General features: G+C 37.9%; 22 protein-coding genes. 7 read left to right on the top strand and 15 right to left on the bottom strand.

From position 1 onward, the window contains the following. Window positions 1-216 precede the first annotated feature (216 nt). Window positions 217-1,398 carry a class I SAM-dependent methyltransferase gene (locus tag PGN18_RS00480; protein WP_335317391.1) on the top strand — a complete coding sequence of 394 codons (1,182 nt, stop codon included), beginning with the start codon at window positions 217-219 and terminating at the stop codon, window positions 1,396-1,398. A gap of 201 nt (window positions 1,399-1,599) precedes the next feature. Here the strand turns inward: PGN18_RS00480 and PGN18_RS00475 are convergent, their stop codons facing one another. Then, window positions 1,600-1,959, bottom strand: coding sequence for a DUF1304 domain-containing protein (locus PGN18_RS00475; protein ID WP_335317389.1), 360 nt, complete (start codon window positions 1,957-1,959; stop codon window positions 1,600-1,602). A gap of 532 nt (window positions 1,960-2,491) precedes the next feature. On the opposite strand from PGN18_RS00475, the gene dnaK reads away from it, so the two are divergent. Then, window positions 2,492-4,399, top strand: coding sequence for a molecular chaperone DnaK (dnaK, locus tag PGN18_RS00470; RefSeq protein WP_335317388.1), 1,908 nt, complete (start codon window positions 2,492-2,494; stop codon window positions 4,397-4,399). A 605-nt stretch (window positions 4,400-5,004) separates the two neighbouring features. Here dnaK and PGN18_RS00465 read toward each other — a convergent pair. From PGN18_RS00465 to PGN18_RS00440, 6 genes are all read right to left on the bottom strand, one after another. Further along, complete coding sequence (locus PGN18_RS00465; RefSeq protein ID WP_335317387.1) at window positions 5,005-5,904, bottom strand: nucleotidyltransferase family protein; 900 nt, start codon at window positions 5,902-5,904, stop codon at window positions 5,005-5,007. A gap of 118 nt (window positions 5,905-6,022) precedes the next feature. After that, entirely contained in the window at window positions 6,023-7,597 is a 1,575-nt protein-coding gene (locus PGN18_RS00460; protein ID WP_335317386.1) for a helicase HerA-like domain-containing protein, read from the bottom strand. 100 nt (window positions 7,598-7,697) lie between these two features. Then, entirely contained in the window at window positions 7,698-7,997 is a 300-nt protein-coding gene (locus PGN18_RS00455) for a chaperone modulator CbpM (protein ID WP_335317385.1), read from the bottom strand. Between the two features lie 5 nt (window positions 7,998-8,002). Beyond that, entirely contained in the window at window positions 8,003-8,896 is an 894-nt protein-coding gene (locus tag PGN18_RS00450; RefSeq protein ID WP_335317384.1) for a J domain-containing protein, read from the bottom strand. 189 nt (window positions 8,897-9,085) lie between these two features. Next, entirely contained in the window at window positions 9,086-9,502 is a 417-nt protein-coding gene (locus PGN18_RS00445) for a DUF1801 domain-containing protein (protein ID WP_335317383.1), read from the bottom strand. A gap of 99 nt (window positions 9,503-9,601) precedes the next feature. Further along, window positions 9,602-9,727, bottom strand: coding sequence for a hypothetical protein (locus PGN18_RS00440; protein ID WP_335317382.1), 126 nt, complete (start codon window positions 9,725-9,727; stop codon window positions 9,602-9,604). A 225-nt stretch (window positions 9,728-9,952) separates the two neighbouring features. Here PGN18_RS00440 and PGN18_RS00435 point away from each other — a divergent pair, with 225 nt between their 5' ends. The 4 genes from PGN18_RS00435 to PGN18_RS00420 all read left to right on the top strand — a co-directional run bounded on the left by PGN18_RS00435 (window position 9,953) and on the right by PGN18_RS00420 (window position 12,811). Then, window positions 9,953-11,029, top strand: a complete 1,077-nt coding sequence (locus PGN18_RS00435) for a PAS domain-containing sensor histidine kinase (RefSeq protein ID WP_335317381.1) — start codon at window positions 9,953-9,955, stop codon at window positions 11,027-11,029. 40 nt (window positions 11,030-11,069) lie between these two features. After that, window positions 11,070-11,720: a response regulator transcription factor gene (locus PGN18_RS00430; protein WP_335317380.1), complete on the top strand. Its 651-nt coding sequence runs from the start codon at window positions 11,070-11,072 to the stop codon at window positions 11,718-11,720. A gap of 125 nt (window positions 11,721-11,845) precedes the next feature. Then, entirely contained in the window at window positions 11,846-12,364 is a 519-nt protein-coding gene (locus PGN18_RS00425) for an RNA polymerase sigma factor (RefSeq protein WP_335317379.1), read from the top strand. Window positions 12,365-12,439: 75 nt separating this feature from the next. Next, window positions 12,440-12,811: a response regulator gene (locus PGN18_RS00420; RefSeq protein WP_335317378.1), complete on the top strand. Its 372-nt coding sequence runs from the start codon at window positions 12,440-12,442 to the stop codon at window positions 12,809-12,811. 141 nt (window positions 12,812-12,952) lie between these two features. On the opposite strand, the gene PGN18_RS00415 is transcribed toward PGN18_RS00420, so the two are convergent. Next, window positions 12,953-13,447, bottom strand: coding sequence for a hypothetical protein (locus PGN18_RS00415; RefSeq protein ID WP_335317377.1), 495 nt, complete (start codon window positions 13,445-13,447; stop codon window positions 12,953-12,955). Further along, on the bottom strand, window positions 13,437-13,895 hold the full coding sequence (locus PGN18_RS00410; protein ID WP_335317376.1) for a hypothetical protein: 459 nt from the start codon (window positions 13,893-13,895) through the stop codon (window positions 13,437-13,439). Before PGN18_RS00410 ends, PGN18_RS00415 begins: the two co-directional genes overlap by 11 nt. Window positions 13,896-14,046: 151 nt before the next feature. Between PGN18_RS00410 and xth the strand changes: the two genes are divergently transcribed. Beyond that, window positions 14,047-14,823, top strand: coding sequence for an exodeoxyribonuclease III (gene xth / locus PGN18_RS00405; RefSeq protein WP_335317374.1), 777 nt, complete (start codon window positions 14,047-14,049; stop codon window positions 14,821-14,823). On the opposite strand, the gene PGN18_RS00400 is transcribed toward xth, so the two are convergent. The 6 genes from PGN18_RS00400 to PGN18_RS00375 form a co-directional block, all read right to left on the bottom strand. Beyond that, window positions 14,824-15,234 (bottom strand): PAS domain-containing protein, encoded by a 411-nt coding sequence (locus PGN18_RS00400; protein ID WP_335317373.1) that lies wholly within the window; start codon window positions 15,232-15,234, stop codon window positions 14,824-14,826. A gap of 225 nt (window positions 15,235-15,459) precedes the next feature. Further along, entirely contained in the window at window positions 15,460-15,726 is a 267-nt protein-coding gene (locus PGN18_RS00395; protein WP_335317372.1) for a hypothetical protein, read from the bottom strand. Beyond that, window positions 15,726-16,841, bottom strand: a complete 1,116-nt coding sequence (locus PGN18_RS00390; protein ID WP_335317371.1) for a M42 family metallopeptidase — start codon at window positions 16,839-16,841, stop codon at window positions 15,726-15,728. The genes PGN18_RS00395 and PGN18_RS00390 overlap by 1 nt, the downstream gene beginning before the upstream one ends. Window positions 16,842-16,905: 64 nt before the next feature. Then, on the bottom strand, window positions 16,906-17,319 hold the full coding sequence (locus PGN18_RS00385; RefSeq protein ID WP_335317370.1) for a GNAT family N-acetyltransferase: 414 nt from the start codon (window positions 17,317-17,319) through the stop codon (window positions 16,906-16,908). Window positions 17,320-17,321: 2 nt separating this feature from the next. Continuing rightward, complete coding sequence (locus PGN18_RS00380; RefSeq protein ID WP_335317369.1) at window positions 17,322-17,915, bottom strand: hypothetical protein; 594 nt, start codon at window positions 17,913-17,915, stop codon at window positions 17,322-17,324. A 14-nt stretch (window positions 17,916-17,929) separates the two neighbouring features. Beyond that, window positions 17,930-19,096 carry an MFS transporter gene (locus tag PGN18_RS00375; protein WP_335317368.1) on the bottom strand — a complete coding sequence of 389 codons (1,167 nt, stop codon included), beginning with the start codon at window positions 19,094-19,096 and terminating at the stop codon, window positions 17,930-17,932. Window positions 19,097-19,149 lie beyond the last annotated feature (53 nt).

Here is a 19,149-nt window from a genome sequence, read left to right as displayed (position 1 = left end):
AATCAATATAGATAATGATGTTACGGTGTGTTCCTAAATCGTATTATGTCAATTATTTATTTAAAATAGCATCAGCGATTTTTATGGTTGAAGATTGCAATCCATATTTACATTTTCCTTCTTCATCTTTTATAATGGTCGCTCTATTGTTACATTATTCATTGTATGTTCAGCTCCGGATAAACTTGATTATCTTTGCATTTCAAATCCATAACAGTGTCAGAATATATCAACCAGTTTATTACCGCGTTAGAAGCCAGTTTAAAAGAAGAAACTTTTGTGAAAGTTTCTTTAGGGAATTATAAAGGGGCGGAAGAAGCCTTAAAGCAATTGCTCATCCGCAAGGTGATCATCAAACGTGAAGATAAATTAGCCGTTACCTATCGTTACAATACACGCGATGTGGTGAAAAACTATACGATTGATGAGGCCCTCAATCTAATGGAGAATTATCTGATGACCGGATTTAAAATAGCTACCCTGTTTACAACAGAAAACGATCTGATATTGGAAGAACTGAATAATGGAAAAGTTGTATTACGTAAAGGTAAACCATCTAGTGCGGCAGCGCCATCTGCCAGTCATGACAAAGAAAAAGCCAGGCTGATCAGACCTGATTCTAAATCATACTTAGCTGAATTGAAGATCACTGATGCAGAAGGCAAGGTTTTTAAAAATGCACAGGATAAATTCAGGCAGATCAACCACTATATTGAAATTTTAAGCTCCCTGATAAAAGAATTACCTGAAGGCACGATTAAGAAGGTTGCCGATATGGGGTCTGGTAAAGGTTATTTAACTTTTGCACTTTACGATTACCTGCATGATGTTTTAAAATTGGAAAGCGAGGTGATAGGAGTAGAGTACAGGCAGGATATGGTTGAGTTGTGTAATCAGGTTGCAGCTAAATCTGCTTTCGATAAATTGAATTTTGTCCAGGGAACCATTGAAGATTTTAAGGCAGATGATGTTAACCTGTTAATTGCACTACATGCCTGTGATACCGCAACAGACGATGCCATTTATAAAGGAATTAAAGCCAATGCCGAACTGATTGTGGTTGCACCCTGTTGCCATAAACAGATTCGCAGGGAGATTGAACAAAACAAAGTAAAGAACGATGTTTCTTTTCTAACCAAATATGGAATCTTTTTGGAACGTCAGGCCGAAATGGTTACCGATGGTATACGCGCTATGATTTTGGAGTATTTTGGCTATAAAACCAAAGTTTTCGAGTTTATTTCTGATGCACATACGCCTAAAAATGTTCTTGTGGTGGGAGTGAAGGGCAAAGCAATAAGTGCAGAGCGAAAAGCCGAAGTTTTGATGAAAATTAAAGCCAGCAAAGAATACTTTGGAATTGGTTACCATCATTTGGAGAGATTGTTGGAGCTTTAATAATATTCGTCATTCCTAACTTGATCCGATAGCTAGCTATCGGACTTGTTTCAGAATCCTTCATGTCAAGACCCTGAAACGGGTTCAGGGTGACGATCGCCTTACTAAGTTGATCACGAAGAGTGGGAGCTTTATGCATACAATATCATGGCGCTAGTATTTATTATATTAGTCGGTGCGACACCGACCGATAGAGTTTAATTAAAGATGCAATAAAATCAGCGCCACTAAAGCCGGTATAGACTGCACATATAAAATTTTCTTACTTGCGGTTGCTGCACCATAAATACCTGCAATAATTACGCATACCAAAAAGAATATGGCTACGTATATTTTCCATTGATGATCGTTTATGCATAATGACCAGATTAGACCCGCTGCTAAAAATCCATTGTATAAGCCCTGATTAGCAGCTAATGTTTTTGTTGGTACAAATAAGTCTTTAGGAATGGTTTTAAATACCTTGGGCGCTTTGGTTGTCCAGGCGAACATTTCTAGCCAAAGGATATAAATGTGGATAAAGGCTACTAAGCCGATTACGATTTGTGCTGCTGTTTGCATTTTATAATGGATTACTCAGACGTAAATGATTACACCGATTGATTTAGCTTTTAAAGATATAAAACTTTAAGCTCTTTTAACCTAACTCCTGATTATTGCGGTAAGCGTTTTCGTCGTTTTGTTTTTATTCGCTTTGCCTGGCCAACCCTAAGTTTTTTGTACTAATTGCATTTGATAAACCCGATAGCAGCGGAAAACCCGGAGTGCCGATTCTTCATCGGCGCAAGGATTGGAGCAAATAGCGGGGCTGGTGCTCCCGACGAGATTCGAACGCTCATTTTTAGATCGCTTAAAATAACTTCTCTTTAAGCTTTAGTCTTTCTGCTTTCACATTTGGTCTTTAGCCTCCCTTATTTCCATCTTCCATCCCACCTATTTCAACATTCTCTGTCATGCTGTCAGTATCAAATCTGATTGTTTTTTACATTTTATCAGTCTTTTACTCATATTCTCTGCCAAAACTCAATTGGCACAAGCATTGTTTAACAAGAGGAGAAATTATAATACTTTAAAAAGAGAAAATAAAAATACAATGGGAAAAATTATTGGAATAGACTTAGGAACAACAAACTCTTGCGTGAGCGTAATGGAGGGCAATGAGCCTGTAGTTATCGCAAACAGTGAGGGTAAACGTACTACACCGTCTATTGTTGCTTTTGCAGAAAACGGTGAGCGTAAAGTTGGCGAGCCTGCTAAACGTCAGGCTATAACCAACCCAACAAAAACGATATATTCAATTAAACGCTTTATGGGTAGCAGCTACGACGAAAGTGCGAAAGAAGCTGGACGCGTACCTTATAAAGTAGTAAAAGGTGATAACAACACGCCACGTGTTGAAATCGACGACAGAAAATACACTCCACAAGAGATCTCTGCAATGATTTTGCAGAAAATGAAAAAAACTGCTGAAGATTTCTTGGGTCAGGAAGTTACTGAAGCGGTAATTACAGTACCAGCTTATTTTAACGATGCACAACGCCAGGCAACTAAAGAAGCTGGTGAGATTGCAGGTTTAGCTGTAAAACGTATCATTAACGAGCCAACTGCTGCTGCTTTAGCTTATGGTTTAGATAAAGCACACAAGGACATGAAAATTGTGGTGTTTGACTGTGGTGGTGGTACTCATGACGTTTCTGTATTGGAATTGGGCGATGGCGTGTTTGAAGTAAAATCTACTGATGGTGATACGCACCTAGGTGGTGATGACTTTGACCACATCATTATTGATTGGTTAACAGAAGAGTTTAAATCAGAAAACAACATGGACCTTTCTAAAGATCCAATGGCGTTACAACGTTTAAAAGAAGCTGCTGAGAAAGCTAAAATTGAGTTATCAAGCACAACTTCAACTGAAATTAACTTACCATACATTACCGCTGATGCTAGCGGCCCTAAACACTTGGTACGTACATTATCTCGTGCTAAATTTGAGCAATTAGCTGATAGCTTAATTAAACGTACTATCGATCCTTGTAAATCTGCTTTGAAAAACGCTGGTTTAAGCACAGGTGATATCGACGAAATTATCCTGGTAGGTGGTTCAACTCGTATTCCTGCAATCCAGGAAGCGGTTAAAGCTTTCTTCGGTAAAGAGCCAAGCAAAGGCGTTAACCCTGATGAGGTTGTAGCGATCGGTGCTGCTATTCAAGGTGGTGTATTAACCGGTGATGTGAAAGATGTATTGTTATTAGACGTTACTCCTTTATCATTAGGTATTGAAACTATGGGTGGTGTAATGACTAAATTAATTGAGTCTAACACCACAATCCCAACTAAAAAATCGGAAACTTTCTCCACTGCAGCTGATAACCAACCTTCAGTAGAAATTCACATTTTACAAGGTGAGCGTCCGATGGCTGCTCAAAACCGTACAATTGGCCGCTTCATTTTAGATGGTATTCCACCAGCACCTCGTGGTGTACCTCAGGTAGAAGTATCATTTGATATTGATGCCAATGGTATTTTACACGTAAGTGCAAAAGATAAAGCTACTGGTAAAGAGCAAAAAATCCGTATCGAAGCATCTTCTGGTTTAACTGATGCTGAGATCAAAAAAATGAAAGAAGAAGCTGAAGCTAATGCCGCAGATGATGCTAAGCAAAAAGAAGAAGCTGATAAAATCAACGGAGCTGATGCTTTAATTTTCTCAACTGAGAAACAGTTAAAAGAGTTTGGTGATAAATTGTCTGCTGATAAAAAAGCACCAATTGAAGCTGGTTTAGAGAAATTAAAAGCAGCACACTCATCACGTAACTTCGCAGATATCGATGCGGCTTCGGCTGAATTGCAAGCTGCATGGAACGTAGCATCGGAAGAAATGTATAAAGCTGGTGAGCAGCCTCAAGGTGGTGAACAACCACAAGCTGATGGTCAACCTCGAGGTGGCGATAACGTTACTGATGTTGATTTTGAAGAAGTAAAAGAAGACGATAAGAAATAGTCTGGAGTCTGAAGTCCTGAGTCTTAAGTCTTGGGAGCATAAAATAGAAAGCGTTTCTGATTAAGTTCAGGGACGCTTTTGTATTTTATCGTCATTGCGAGAAGGCTTTTTCAGCCGACGAAGCAATCTTTAGAGCAACGGACGCTAACATAATAGATTGCCAGCCTGTTGCCGGCAGGCTTCGTCGTTCCTCCTCGCAATGACGACCTTATTTTGGAGTCTATCAATGGTTGGTACGAAGCATCTTTTTCTCTGTGCATTTAATTGGTATTCAAGCTAATTTTTAAAAATCTAAATTAACCAAATGGCTTTGAGGTCTTCAGTAGATATTCCACTCAGGATCTCTCCTGGCAGAAAGGATTCCGAGACACCCGTCCGACTGGCCGGGCGGAAGTTCAGCATGACGATCGCGTTTGGAGAAAGAGGTAAAATTGATTGCAAATATAAGAGCTAATCGAATTAAAGTTAAAAAAAACCTGCTATTTGCTTCTTGAGGAGGACTTGTTACTATGTTAGTTTATTAAAACGCCGCAGGCTTTTATAAATCTGCGGCGTTTGCTTTTAGCGATCGTTTTAGTGATCTTCTAAAACTTCGGAATCTAAATTTAGCTCCATAGTTTTTCCGGATATGTACCATTCTTTACCAACTGGTTGATACTATCCTGAACGTAAGGTTTATCTTCTTTGTAAGTTACCCCGAACCATTTGTTTGAAGTAGGTATTACTTTAAAGGTTGCAGTATTGTTTTTAACGAGGGTTTCGCCAATTAATGGAATAAAAAATTCTGCTTTAGGTTTATCTTTATTTGCTTCCGCAAATTCCCTGAACATTTCTTCTGTAATTTTAAAAACAGCTGGTGTAAAACCCCAGAAATTCATTGAAACGGGTGTCTCGTAAGCTAAAGGAAACTCCTCTCCATTTTCTTCGTAAAAAATCTTGCCATCTTTAGGGTAAACCTTTGTACGTTCTATAATTTCTTCGAGGTTACCAGCGGCATCTACCTTACAAACACCACGGGAAACTGCGCCAAATTCTGATAAAGTTTTTCCGATCTGGTAACCGATGATCGAGTAATTGCTGTCCGTAACTTCCGTAGTTAAGAAATCGACCATTTTTTTAAAGGCGTCAAAGCCATAATAATCGTCAGCATTAATTACGCAGAATGGTTCTTTAACAACCTCTCTGCCTGATAAGATTGCATGTGCAGTACCCCAGGGCTTTTCTCTGTAAATTTCTTCTTCTATACCAAACTGCTTTAGATCGAAATTTTGAAAAACATAATCTACTTCAATTCTTCCAGCAAGTTTAGGTTCAAAAATGGCTTTAAAATTATCTACAAACTCTTCTTTGATGATAAATACAACTTTACCAAAACCGGCATTTATTGCATCATATATTGAATAATCGATAATTGTTTCTCCATTAGGGCCAAAACCGTCAATCTGTTTCATGCTTCCATAGCGGCTGGCCATACCAGCTGCCAATATCAATAGGGTTGGTTTCATTTACTGTTTATTATTTGATTTATAAGTTGAGAACTTGATGGTAAAATTAATTTATATACCATCTCAGTTGCAAACTGTGAAATTAGTTATTTAGCGCTTTGTTAATTAATAAGTTTTTTTAAAATCCGAAAAGTCCACCCCCGGTTTTTGAACGCGTTTTTTTACCGGTAAGCATGCCAAATATACCGCGGACAATCTCTTTACCAATTTGCCGCGTTATGGTGGCACCCATTACCTGTTCAACAAGGCTTTTTTCGCCTGGTTTTGGTTTGCTTTCTTTTTCGGTTTGTCTTTGTGCTTCAGCTTCTTGTTTCTCTTGTTCAGCTGCTGCCATTTGTTCATTAATCCGTTTAGTCAAAATTTCGTATGCACTCTCACGGTCGATAGGTTCTTTATATTTAGCATACATCGGGCTGGTACGTACAAGCTGATCGAAATCGGCCGCTGTAAGCGGTCCCATTACCGCTCTGGGTGGGGTAAGCATGGTTGCAGATACTTCAGTTGGAATACCTTTCTCATTTAATACAGTAACTAAAGCCTGTCCGGTACCTAAAGAAGTTAATACCTGATCGATCTGATAAAATTCTGATTTTGGGTAGGTATTAACCGTTTTTTTTAGGGCATCTACATCATTTGGAGTAAAAGCCCGAAGTGCATGTTGTACACGGTTACCAAGCTGTCCCAACACACTTTCCGGAACATCAGTAGGTGCCTGAGTACAGAAGAAAACACCAATGCCTTTAGAACGGATTAATCTGATAATAGTTTCTATCTGTTCTAAAAATGCCTTTGAAGAATTTTTAAATAATAAATGGGCTTCATCAAAAAAGAATACCAGCTTTGGTTTGTCTAAATCGCCAACCTCCGGCATGGTATTAAATAACTCCACCAATAAGCTTAATAAAAAGGTAGAGTATAAAACCGGCTGGTTTTGAACATCAGAAATGTTCAATAAGCTTATAGCACCTTTGCCATCAATCCGTTCAAAAAGATCTTCAGCATCAAACGATTTTTCGCCAAACATCCCACTCAAGCCCTGTTGTTCTATGGCCACTATTTTCCTCAGCATGGTCCCAGCTGTAGAGGTAGAAATGCTACCATAACTACTTTTAATTTCTACCGCACCAGGCCCTTCTGAAAGATATGATACCAATTTTTTTAAATCATTTAAATCAATTATGGGTAGTTTATTATCATCAGCGTATTTGAAGATAACGGCTAAAACACCCGCCTGTGTATCGTTTAAATCTAAAATTTTTGATAATAGTGTAGGCCCAAACTCTAAAACGGTTGCACGCATCTGCGCACCCATTTTGCCTGAAAGGGAGTAGATCTCAACGGGGAAACCTGTTGGTGAGAAAGCTTTGTTGAGTTGTTGTGCCCTTTCTTCTATCTTTGGATTAACCGAACCTGGTTGGTTTAGCCCGGACAAATCGCCTTTAACATCTAACATAAAAACAGGAACACCAGCGTCTGACAGTTGTTCTGCGAATAGCTGTAGCGTTCGTGTTTTACCTGTTCCAGTTGCCCCGGCAATCAAGCCGTGTCTGTTCATCATTTTTAGTGATAAATTAACTTCGGCTTCGCTATAAACCTGTCCATCTAAAATTCCGGCGCCTAAATAAATATACGAGCCCGAAGGAGCATAAGATGATTTTATTTTTTCGATGAATTTTGAAGAAAGATCGCTCATTTTTTAAAATTAGATTGCCAATTTAAGAAACATATCTTGTAATGGTTATGTTTTTTTGTTAGCATTTAATCTATACTAGTAGGCAAGGGGTTGTTTATTGTTATTGATTAAATTGCTTGTAATAATTTAGCTCGTTCTGCAATATTGTTATTTCCTGTTGCATATTTTGCAGTTGATTGAGGAGGTGCGAAACAGCATGAATGCCTTCCAAATTAATCTGAAGATCGTTCGCCAAACGCAGGTACTGCTCCAGTTTAGCCAGTTCGTCAACAGGCAAAAAGACAGACTGCTTTTTAACAGTTGTCTGGATCAGCCCAAAATCTTCCAGCGAATGGATAAAGTTGATTTCAACATGGTGATAAGAGCAAATATCTTCTACGGGTATTAGATAAGTTTCCATAATGGTTAGAATTTGGAAAGTTTTTCAAATAGTTCTTTTTGTTCAGCATTTAAATTGGTGGGTATTTTAACCTGCCATTTAATATATAGATCGCCAAATTGGTTATCTTTTTTGTAAACCGGAAAACCTTTGCCTTTCAATCTTAAAGTGGTATCAGGCTGGGTACCTTCAGGTACTTTAAGCTTAACTTTGCCATTTAAAGTTTCTACAATTTTTTCGCCCCCTAAAATGGCCGTATAGAGATCTATTTCTTCCTGAATATAAATATCGTTGCCTTTCCGTTTAAATTTAGGGTCATCGCTAATGTTGAATTTAATATACAGATCGCCAGGAGGACCATTATTAACTCCTGGAGCACCGTAACCGGGAAGTTTAATCTTTTGACCGTTTTCTACTCCTGCCGGAATGGTAATCCGAACCTGTTTGCCATTAACTGTCAAGGTTTGTTTGTGTGTATTATAGGCATCAAGCAAGTTCAATTGTAAATCGGCACTGTAATCCTGGCCTTTAAATGGCGAATTTCTGCTGCTTCTGCCACCACCACCACCAAACATGGAAGAAAAGAAATCAGAGAAGTCTTCGCCACCAAAACCTCCAGAATAGCTATTGCCACCATAACCTTGTCCTTGCGACTGGTACTGCCTTTGTTGTTGTTGAGCATCCAGTTGATCGGCATGCTGCCAATCTTTGCCATATTTATCGTATTTCTTTCTTTTTTCAGGATCGCTTAAAACTTCGTTAGCCTCATTAATTTGCTGAAACTTTTTGTTGGCTTCCTCATTATTAGGATTAAGGTCGGGATGGTGTTTTCGGGCTAATTTTCTATAAGCTTTTTTAATATCCTCTGTTGTTGCATCTTTTTTTAAATCGAGGATTTTATAATAGTCTATGTAGTCCATAATGGCTTAACAAATTAATAATGGGAATGTTCAATTTTATTGTATAAATGTAAGGTTTTAGTGTGGAATGGATATAGAGAAAGTAAGGGGTGGCAAAAAGATTGAGGGGTAAATGGTGTTTTAAATGATGTGTGGTTATCCATTTAACTAAGTTTAAGATCGCTGTTAATCCATCTTACATTTCCATTTTCAGGGATACAAACTGTTAATCTTCGCAACAGAATGCTCAATCATTTTTTTCAATACTTCCACATTAATATCACTCAATTTTTTAATGTACACGCAGGCTTTAGCTGTTTTGTGTTTGCCTAGTTTGGCTAGTAAGGCTTCACGATCTTTAAAATCTGACGATACGTATAAGGCTATGGTATCTTTCCTTGGTGAAAAACCAACCAAAGGCGCGTCGCCTGCTCTGCCACTATCATATTTATAATGGTAACTGCCAAAGCCAATAATGGCGGTTCCCCACATTTTTGCCGGAAATCCTGTGGTTTCAGCTATGATATTTAGGAGATTAAAACAATCGATCCTTTTATTTATATCAGGAACGGTATTTAAAAAATCATCAACGCTTAAATCGTTTTCTGTAGTTTTATTTTGTGCCATTTTTTTTGAATAAAGAGGTGTATGGTCGAATTTAGTGATGAATCTATTACCATATCAAACCAATTCAAGTAAACAAGCAGCTTGACAGGAAGATAATTTTTAATTCGCACAGATATAAATAAAATAGCCATCTTTTATGATGGCTATAGGTAAGAAGATCGTATCTTCCTTATGGTGTGCCTGCCCTCCGCGGATCTCCCGCTCACAGGACTTTTTTATCTTCATTTTATGTTTAACAATTTAGGTAATAGTTAGTTTTAGTAGTGCAAATAATTTTAAACAATATGTGGAAAATGTTAATATCTCTGGTATAAATAATCATTGTCCAGATCTTTAAACTTAAAATAGTTTTCGGCATTTATATATAAAACATTTTTTACTCGTATGCTGTTTGTGATGTGACTGCTGATTAATTATTATATTATTATAGGCAATTTCAAACCTTAAATCATGGTCGAATTGAATAAAGAACTTTTTTGTAATCTGGGTGACCGTTCTGTTGATGGATATTTTATTTTCAACTACACCGCGCAAAATTTTTTATATCTAAACAAACCTTTAACGAATATCTGGGAGCTTGAGTCCGATGAAGGGGTGAAAGATCCAAAGTTGTTTTTGGAACGGGTGCATCCTGAAGATTTGGCGCATGTAATGGCTTGTTATACCGAATGCGTCAATGAAGAAATGGAAAATAAATATGAATTCCGTTTACAGTTTCCCGGAAGGGAGAAATATGTTAGGGTTTCTGTATTTTCTATTACTGATGGAACAAATAAACTTTTGGTGGGTACGGTAGAGGATACCACCGCAATTCGACATAATAAAATCCACATTGAACAGATCAACGCCAGAAAAAACATAACACTGGAGGTACTGGCGCATGATTTAAAGGAACCGCTGGGTATGATGAAATTAATTGCTTCATCAATGAAAGAGGGCGTTGCACAAACAGGCGATGAGCGCATGATCAATTCGCTGGCTTTTATTCAGGACATGTGTGAGCGTAACCTGCTCTTGGTACGCAGCATGGTTAATAAAGAGTTTTTAAAATCATCTGTGGTCGAAATCCGCAAGGAGCGTGCTGATTTGGTTTGGGAACTTAGGGATGTTGTTCGTTTTTATAAGCGATCCAAACTGGGCAAAATGAAGCATATTAAATTTACAAGCGCTGCTGAACAGATCTATCTTCGTCTTGATAGCATGAAGTTTATACAGGTCATCAATAACCTCATTTCAAACTCCATAAAATTTACTGCTGATTACGGACACATTAACATACATGCCGAAGAACAGGAAAATACTGTTCTCATTACCGTATCCGATGATGGAATCGGGATTCCGGAAGAGCTGCATGCAGGTCTTTTTAACCATTTGCCTGAAACTTTGAGGCCAGGCCTTAAGGGCGAAGAATCGGGAGGATTTGGGATGGGGATCATCAAGGCTATTGTAGACTTGCATCAGGGAAAAATATGGTTTGAAAGCAAAACCGGTGTTGGAACAACCTTCTATATTGAGCTGCCTAAGTAGCCGTTTTTAATTTTAAAACGGCGTAAGTTATATTTGAATTATGATTAACATTATTCTTGCGGATGATCACCACATTATCCGGACCTCACTTAAAGCACTTATAGAAAAACACGAAGGCATCAATGTTGTTGCAGAAGTACCAGACGGTTCGGCGGTCTTGGAGCTTTTGGAAAAAGGAATTAAAGCTGATATCATTTTATCAGATCTTGTAATGCCGAAGCTTGACGGAATAGCCTTAGCCAATACGATTAAAGCGCGCGGGCACAAAACAAAGGTTGTGGTTTTGTCTATTTTAGAAGATGAAAAGTATGCCTCAAATGCTTTTATATCAGGAGCTTTTGCTTACCTGTCAAAAGATATTGAAGAGGATGAATTGCTGTTTTGCCTAAAGCATGTAATGAAAGGAAAACGGTACCTTTCTTCTAATTTATGCATCTCCATTTTAGAGCGTTTTAACATGGAGTTAAACATTCTTTCACGAAAAATGAATACCGAAATTAACTTTACAGAGCGCGAAATTAATGTGTTAAAACTTATCGCGGATGGATTAACGAACCAGGAAATAGCTGATAAATTGTACCTGAGCAGGCGAACCGTGGAGAGCCAAAGAGAAGCTCTAATCAGTAAAACCGGAACCAAAAACTCGGCATCTTTAGTTCGTTTTGCCATGCGAAATGGTTATGTAGACTAGCATTTTTGACCATTTTTTTGCCCTTTCCTGGGTGTTTAAAATAAACCGTAAAAAATCGGGTATTTCTACAAATAACATAAGGAGTTGTGGTTTGTTCAATATGGACATCAGCCTTAAAACGAATTATGGAAACATTAAATTTCAATTGCGACATTTATCAGTACAGACAACCACTTTTCGACCGAGCACTAGCGTATACACATGATGAAGATGATGCTGCTGATTTAGTTCAGGACACCTTTATGAAAGCGTTTAGGTTTTCGGCTAAATTTGAAATGGGCAGTAATGTGCGGGCATGGCTTTTTACCATTCTAAAAAATACCTTTCTTAATCATTATTACAAGGTAAAACGTAAAAACGAAATGATCCAGCAGGAAGAAGATTTAACTTCTGTTCAATTGGTTCCAAGTGCATCTTTAAATAACGGCGCTACAAAGTTTATAATGGAGGATATCCAACGATCGTTAAATGCTTTGCCAGAAGATTGTAGGTTTTGCTTTTGCCGTTACTTTGAAGGTTATAAATATCACGAAATTGCAGCCGAACTTGATATTCCTTTGGGCACTGTAAAAACTAAAATACATGTAGCGAGAGGATTGCTTAAAAAGATGCTCAAAAATTATAAATCGGGGCTAGCTGCCTAAAATTATTATTTCTTCGGGAAATTCAGGTATAAATACGCTGCATGAAATAACTCACTTGAACTAGATTTGTTGCATATGAGCAACGTGCTAGTTAAGAAGATTCTAATAGTTGATGATGATGAGAACATTCATGATATTATTAGGTTAATTTTTGAGGAGGAACATTATCATATAAAAGGTTTATTGAATGCTGATGATTTTGAATTAGGAGAAACGATCGATGATTTTAGGCCAGATGTAATTTTATTGGATATCTTTATTGGCCAACATGATGGTCGGGATATTTGCAATAGATTAAAGTTTAATTCTAAAACAGCATCTGTTCCGGTGATATTGCTATCAGCGGTAAATATGGATAATCTAAGCTGCTCACCTGATGATATCATTGAAAAGCCTTTTGATATTATAGACCTCCAACAGAAAGTTAAAGTATTGTTGGATCAATAAAGATATTAGGTATAAAAAAGGGATAGACTATCAGCCTATCCCCATATCTAAACTCAAACATGCGCTCAAACATGAATGAATCTTAACAACTAAACACTTCAGTTTAGTATTGGTTTTAACAAGACAGGTTTATCTGTATAGTTACCTAATCTTCTGCTTTAATTCTATCTTTAATTCTTTAAGTTGTTCTTTAATCTGTCTGTTTTCGAGGTAAAAATAAATGGCGAAGGCCAGAAATATCTTTCCCAATACAAAAACGGCAACAAATACCCATTTCCAGGCTTTGTTTATGCGCATCTGATTAGATTCTGATTCTACCTCTATATATTTTCCCTTTTTGTTTTCTTGGTGAGGTTTATCCTGAATGTACTCTGAATTCAAACTGGTTTGCAAAGCTTGGTTTTGGCGCTGTATTGCACTAATCTCATGTTCAATTTTAGCCAAGGTGCCTGCTGGTGGCTCAATCCCCATATCTTGCGCCAATACTTCCATATCATACTCCAATTGTTCCAAAGCAGCTTTAAATTCGGGATATTCTTTTTTTAGTGATAAGACTTTTTGTACCTCCTCTTCGGTGGCAATCCCCATCACATAGGTTTCCATTAAACCGCTCTCTATAATTTTATTAATTTCCACTTGCCCTCCTCATTTTATCGATTGATAATTTTAACTGATTGCGGATTTCGCTTTCATCACGTCCAATTGTTGCCGCAAGGTACTGAATTGATTTTCGGTGATAATATACTGCACAAAATATCTTTTTTTGTAAATCATCTAGCAAACACAGCCTACCTTTATATGTTGATTGGTTGACATTTACCTGATGATCTTCACCTGTATACAAAGTTAATTTACTTTGTGCATATTGACGCAATTCCAGCCAGATATTTAACCTGCTTTTTTCCTGCAAAACCATAACATCCTTCAAAAATGAAGTAAGAATAGCAACCAGATATTCTTCTGATTTTTGAGCATCTTGTACAATATCATTGATATAACCAAGCAGCATGGGAGCATACTGATCATAGAACCAGCGGATATCTTTTGGCTCGGCAGAAAGATTGTTTAAGACTGCTTTGAACATGGTTGTTTGAAAGGTTACGCTAAATGAGCGCGCAAGATAATGCCAAATTTTTAAATTATCTTTGATTACCGGATAAAATGTTACGATGAGGATTTTAAGATCAAAAATATAACAATCTTCTATTTTTGGATTTAATGCTGAGATTTATAAAATGAAAATAGCTACTTATAATGTAAATGGTCTAAATGGCCGTTTACCAGTACTTTTACGTTGGCTTGAAGAAACCCAGCCAGATGTGGTATGTCTGCAGGAACTAAAAGCTCCTCAGGAAAAATTCCCAGAGCAGGCAATTAAAGATGCAGGTTACAATGCTATCTGGCATGGACAGAAAAGCTGGAACGGAGTGGCTATACTCGCCAGAAATTTAGAAATTACTGAACTAAAGCGCGGTTTAGATGGAGATCCTGAAGATTTGCACAGTAGGTATATAGAGGCAATGGTAAACAATGTAGTAATTGGTTGCCTGTACCTGCCAAATGGCAATCCTGCACCAGGACCCAAATTTGATTATAAACTGCGGTGGTTTGAGCGCTTTGCTGCACATGCAGCAACTTTGTTATCGCGGAATATACCTGTAGTTTTGGCGGGAGATTATAATGTAATTCCTACAGAACTGGATGCCTATAAACCTGAAAGATGGGTTGAAGATGCCTTGTTCCGTCCCGAAACCCGACAGGCATTTCAAAATTTAGTGGCACAAGGCTGGACAGATGCGGTCAGGAAGTTATACCCAAAAGAAACAATATATACCTTTTGGGATTACTTCCGTAATGCTTACGGTAGAAATGCCGGGTTACGAATTGATCATTTTTTATTGAGTCCTCAGGTGAGCGATCGCTTAAAATCAGCAGGAGTGGATAGAAACGTTAGGGGATGGGAAAAAACAAGCGACCACGGACCTGTTTGGATAGAACTGGATGATCAGTAGCTAAGATGGAGATTGTTTGAAATCGGTAATATCTAAGGTTGTTCCGATCAATTTCAGCGATTCACCATCCTGTTGGGAAAGTATCCCATCGGCTTTGATCCATCTGATTTCTCCATCCGGACGGCGTATTCGGTACAGCACATCGTAATTTTTTTTTTCTTTGGTTACGGTAAGCTCTATTTCATCCTGGACATGATCGAGATCTTCGGGCAGGATTAAGCCTAAAACGGTTTCATAACTTAAAACGCCATCTGGTGGATAACCAAAGTTTTTTTTACAGGATCGGGTTGAACGCAATATACCGGTTGCTATACTAAGTTCCCAAAAGCCTAGACCAAGTTGGTCAAATACCACATCCCAGTGATCATCACAAATAACGGATAGATCAACATTTTTTTTGTTTGTGTTCATAAATAATAAGGATAACTATGAAGGTAAATTACACAAACAATGTGAAGATATACAGTGTATTAATAAAAATTAATGTAGGGCGTCGCGAAATAGGCTAAATAAAACAAAAACCTGCCAAAGGAACTACAATAATCGCATTAGTTCATCTGGCAGGTTGAGTAAAAACTGTGTTTAGCATAGACAAATCGGAAATTTTTATGATCACTTCCTCAGTTTTTTGCTATTCTAATGCCAATTGGTGTTTTTTGATCTCTTGATCAGTTCTTTTTGATTCATTAAGTCTTTATAATAAAAATAACTGCCAAATCCTAAAATGAGGATGATGTTGCTTACTTTAAAACTATGATCGAGCCAATAATCCAAACGCGGTACATGACTGCTAAAACTCTGTTTGATACTTGGCCAGGAGTTAAGAATAAAAATAACAACAACCATAAGCAAGACCCTTAACGAGGTGTTGATGATGATTTTCTGGTGATTTACTTTTTCCATTATTTAAACGATCTGAAATCCTGACCATTACTAATATTCAACAAGCTTTCATAAATCAGGCTGATTACATTGTCAACATCTTCCTTGTGCACCATTTCTACAGTGGTATGCATATAGCGTAGTGGCAGCGAAATTAATGCCGATGGTACGCCACCGTTAGAATAGGCAAAAGCATCGGTATCGGTTCCGGTAGAGCGTGAAGATGCCTGGCGTTGAAAGGGGATCTGGTTTTTCTCAGCCGTTTGGATTAATAGTTTATTCAAATTGGTTTGAACAGCAGGAGCATATGAAACAACCGGGCCTTTTCCTGCTGATAAATCACCTTGAACGTTTTTATTGATCATTGGCGTAGTGGTATCGTGCGTTACATCCGTAATAATGGCCACATTTGGTTTAATGCGCTGGGCAATCATCTCTGCACCACGTAAACCGATTTCTTCCTGTACCGAGTTTACAATATATAAACCGAAAGGAAGTTTTTTCTTGTTTTCTTTTAATAAACGGGCTACTTCGGCAATCATAAAACCGCCTACACGGTTATCCAAAGCACGCCCAACATAATAGCGGTCGTTCAAAACCATAAACTCATCTTCATAGGTAATTACACAGCCCACATGGATGCCTAATTGTTCCACTTCTTCTTTTGAGGTGCAACCGCAATCCAAAAAGATGTTTTTTAACTCTGGCGCTTGTTCTTTTTCTCCATGGCGGGTATGGATAGCCGGCCATCCGAATACTGCTTTAACCAAACCTTTCTCTGTATGGATGTTTACGCGTTTAGAAGGTGCAATCTGATGGTCAGAACCGCCATTACGGATTACGTAAATTAAACCATCGCTGGTGATGTAGTTTACATACCATGAAATTTCATCTGCGTGGGCTTCTATTACTACTTTAAAATCAGCTTGAGGGTTAATCACACCCACGGCAGTACCATAATTATCAATAAAATGTTCGTCGATATAGGGTTTTAAATAATCTAACCAAAGTTTTTGTCCTTCCCATTCATAACCTGTTGGGGCAGGGTTATTGATGTATTCTTCAAGAAACTGCAGCGATTTCTTGGTAACCACAGCAACATGTTTTTTCTTTTCTTCGTCTTTTTTCTTAGCCATATGTTATTTGTTTTATAGCATGGTGCAAAGCGCATGGCGTGATGCGTTTTCCCTGTTTTATTAATTATTGTGATAGTTCTTTTTCCATGATCACAAAATCATAACCATTCTTAAAAAAGGTTTTATCTGTTTCATGGAAGCCAAATTTAAAATAAAATTCTTTAGCATTTACACGTGCATTACACCATAGTTTTGTCGCTTTTTGAATTTTACAAAAATCGAGGATATAAGCCATTAATTGTGAACCCAAACCTGTCTTTTGAGCACTAGGTAGAATAGCCAGTTTACGGAACTGATACACATCTCCTTCATAAAATAAAGAAACTACACCTGTTAACTTGTGATCAAGGTATAACCCAAAATGGATGCCATCAAAATCATCGGCAAGCTTTACGCTGTCAAATGGTAATTCTGGATACATCGCCTCATGTCTGATCCGCCAGGTTAGTGAGGGGAATATTTGTTCAATTTGAACCATAATTATAATAAAAAACTAAAGCCTATTCTGCCACCAATTCCATAATATGTTGTGGTTTTATTAATGGAGGCAAGCGGACCCAGCGATAATTCAAAATTAACTTTTCTGCCAACATAGGTCTGAAATCCCCATTGCGGTAAAATATTGATCTGGGAACCATACGAGGTGTTACTTTGAGTAGGGATAATTGCTAATACATCAAGGCCAACATAACCAGCACTGTTATTCAATGTTTTTTTACCCTTTTTAATCCTTCTATCAAAATTGTAATAGTGTCTAAATCCCACGTTTAATGAAGGATAAACCTTAAAAACCGTTTCTCTATTGGTGTTGAAATTATAATTGTTATCCATTGTAATTTCGGTTTGGTAAATGAATGCGCCTTCTGCTCCCGCGCCAAAATAAACCGAAGTTGTTTTACCTACTTTTTGTTCTCTTTCGTAACCTACGCCCAAAAGGTTAAGCCTTATTTTATTGAGCGATTTTACTTCTGTTGGCTGTTCCAGCTTTGTGCTGTCTTGAGCTGTTGCCTTACCAAAAAAGGCCAGAGAGATTAATAATACTGAAAGTGTTTTGATTGCATTTTTAGATTTCATAAAATTTGTAAGGGTTATTTAAATGGTTGTTTTTTCTTTCCGTAAAACTGATAAATTAAAATATTAAGGACAATGATACCTGTCATGCCATAACAAAATAAAGCCCAACCACCCTGGTCCCAAAGCCATAAACCTAGTGCCGAGCCACAGCTGGCGCCAATAAAACTCACCGACATAAAAATGGTGTTCAGCCGGTTTCTGGCTTCTGGTATGAGGGTGTAAATGCGGGTCTGGTTGGTTACATGTATAGCCTGCTGGCCGATATCGATTAATACAATACCAATTACAAACAGGTACAAATGGTTATTTGTGAAATAAAACAAAGCGATACTGATAAGTTGTAATATAAAACCGATCATTAAGTTTTTACGCGGATTGTTGCCATCGCTTAATTTTCCAACCAGTGGCGCAGCCAATGCACCTGCTGCTCCGGCAATTCCAAATAACCCGATCTGCAACGTTTGTAAATTAAAGGGTGGGTTTGCCAGGAATAATACCATGGTGGTCCAGAAGGCACTGATAATGGCAAACGCCAGGAAATTAATTATCGAGGTTTCCCTTAAGGCAGGTTGGGTTTTGATGTAACCGAACATGGAACGCATGAGTTCTTTATACGAGCCTTTAAAATTAGGATAACTTTGCGGAAAGCGTTTAGCCATCAAAAATATAAGCAGGCCACAAATTCCTGCAGCCATGTAATAGACTGCTCGCCAGCCTAGCCAAAAGCCAATACTGCCGCTTACGGCGCGTGAGGCCAAAATACCGACCAGTAAACCGCTCATAATCATGCCAATGTTGGCTCCACGATTTTCATCAGTACTTAAATTAGCTGCCAATGGCAATATCAACTGAGGTACAATAGAGCAGGCACCGATTAAGATTGAGGCCACTTCCAGTATAAAGAAGCTTTGCGAGATCGCGGCAACAATTAAGGCAAAAATGGCAAGTCCGGTAATAACAAGAATCTGTTTTTTACGTTCAAACATATCGCCCAGTGGCACTAAAAGAAAAAGGCCTAAAGCGTAACCAATCTGCGTAAGGTAAGTAATCTTGCCCGCAACAGGTTCGGTAAGATCAAAATCCTTCGCAATTAAAATCACCAGTGGCTGGCAATAATAAATATTCGCGACAATAAGGCCTGTGCAAAAAGCCATCAGGAGGATATCTGCTCGTTTTAACATGTAATTTAATGTAAGATTTAACTATGTAAAATGGATGATGGGGTTTAAATAAA

It is taken from the genome of Pedobacter terrae (assembly GCF_036946585.1).
In the GTDB taxonomy this organism is placed as follows: Bacteria; Bacteroidota; Bacteroidia; order Sphingobacteriales; family Sphingobacteriaceae; genus Pedobacter; species Pedobacter terrae_C.
The sequence above is the reverse complement of the archived record's forward strand: the minus strand, read 5'-3'. Positions and strand labels throughout refer to the sequence as shown.

Excerpts from the sequence above, each read along its gene's own strand:
- PGN18_RS00380 (WP_335317369.1), bottom strand. The coding sequence starts at position 17,915 with ATGAAATCTAAAAATGCAATCAAAACACTTTCAGTATTATTAATCTCT.
- dnaK (WP_335317388.1), top strand. The coding sequence starts at position 2,492 with ATGGGAAAAATTATTGGAATAGACTTAGGAACAACAAACTCTTGCGTG.
- PGN18_RS00475 (WP_335317389.1), bottom strand. The coding sequence starts at position 1,959 with ATGCAAACAGCAGCACAAATCGTAATCGGCTTAGTAGCCTTTATCCAC.
- PGN18_RS00460 (WP_335317386.1), bottom strand. The coding sequence starts at position 7,597 with ATGAGCGATCTTTCTTCAAAATTCATCGAAAAAATAAAATCATCTTAT.
- PGN18_RS00385 (WP_335317370.1), bottom strand. The coding sequence starts at position 17,319 with ATGGTTCAAATTGAACAAATATTCCCCTCACTAACCTGGCGGATCAGA.
- PGN18_RS00455 (WP_335317385.1), bottom strand. The coding sequence starts at position 7,997 with ATGGAAACTTATCTAATACCCGTAGAAGATATTTGCTCTTATCACCAT.
- PGN18_RS00450 (WP_335317384.1), bottom strand. The coding sequence starts at position 8,896 with ATGGACTACATAGACTATTATAAAATCCTCGATTTAAAAAAAGATGCA.
- PGN18_RS00430 (WP_335317380.1), top strand. The coding sequence starts at position 11,070 with ATGATTAACATTATTCTTGCGGATGATCACCACATTATCCGGACCTCA.
- PGN18_RS00425 (WP_335317379.1), top strand. The coding sequence starts at position 11,846 with ATGGAAACATTAAATTTCAATTGCGACATTTATCAGTACAGACAACCA.
- PGN18_RS00410 (WP_335317376.1), bottom strand. The coding sequence starts at position 13,895 with ATGTTCAAAGCAGTCTTAAACAATCTTTCTGCCGAGCCAAAAGATATC.
- PGN18_RS00390 (WP_335317371.1), bottom strand. The coding sequence starts at position 16,841 with ATGGCTAAGAAAAAAGACGAAGAAAAGAAAAAACATGTTGCTGTGGTT.
- PGN18_RS00440 (WP_335317382.1), bottom strand. The coding sequence starts at position 9,727 with ATGAAGATAAAAAAGTCCTGTGAGCGGGAGATCCGCGGAGGGCAGGCA.
- PGN18_RS00395 (WP_335317372.1), bottom strand. The coding sequence starts at position 15,726 with ATGGAAAAAGTAAATCACCAGAAAATCATCATCAACACCTCGTTAAGG.
- PGN18_RS00465 (WP_335317387.1), bottom strand. The coding sequence starts at position 5,904 with ATGAAACCAACCCTATTGATATTGGCAGCTGGTATGGCCAGCCGCTAT.
- PGN18_RS00400 (WP_335317373.1), bottom strand. The coding sequence starts at position 15,234 with ATGAACACAAACAAAAAAAATGTTGATCTATCCGTTATTTGTGATGAT.
- PGN18_RS00445 (WP_335317383.1), bottom strand. The coding sequence starts at position 9,502 with ATGGCACAAAATAAAACTACAGAAAACGATTTAAGCGTTGATGATTTT.
- PGN18_RS00420 (WP_335317378.1), top strand. The coding sequence starts at position 12,440 with ATGAGCAACGTGCTAGTTAAGAAGATTCTAATAGTTGATGATGATGAG.
- xth (WP_335317374.1), top strand. The coding sequence starts at position 14,047 with ATGAAAATAGCTACTTATAATGTAAATGGTCTAAATGGCCGTTTACCA.
- PGN18_RS00435 (WP_335317381.1), top strand. The coding sequence starts at position 9,953 with ATGGTCGAATTGAATAAAGAACTTTTTTGTAATCTGGGTGACCGTTCT.
- PGN18_RS00375 (WP_335317368.1), bottom strand. The coding sequence starts at position 19,096 with ATGTTAAAACGAGCAGATATCCTCCTGATGGCTTTTTGCACAGGCCTT.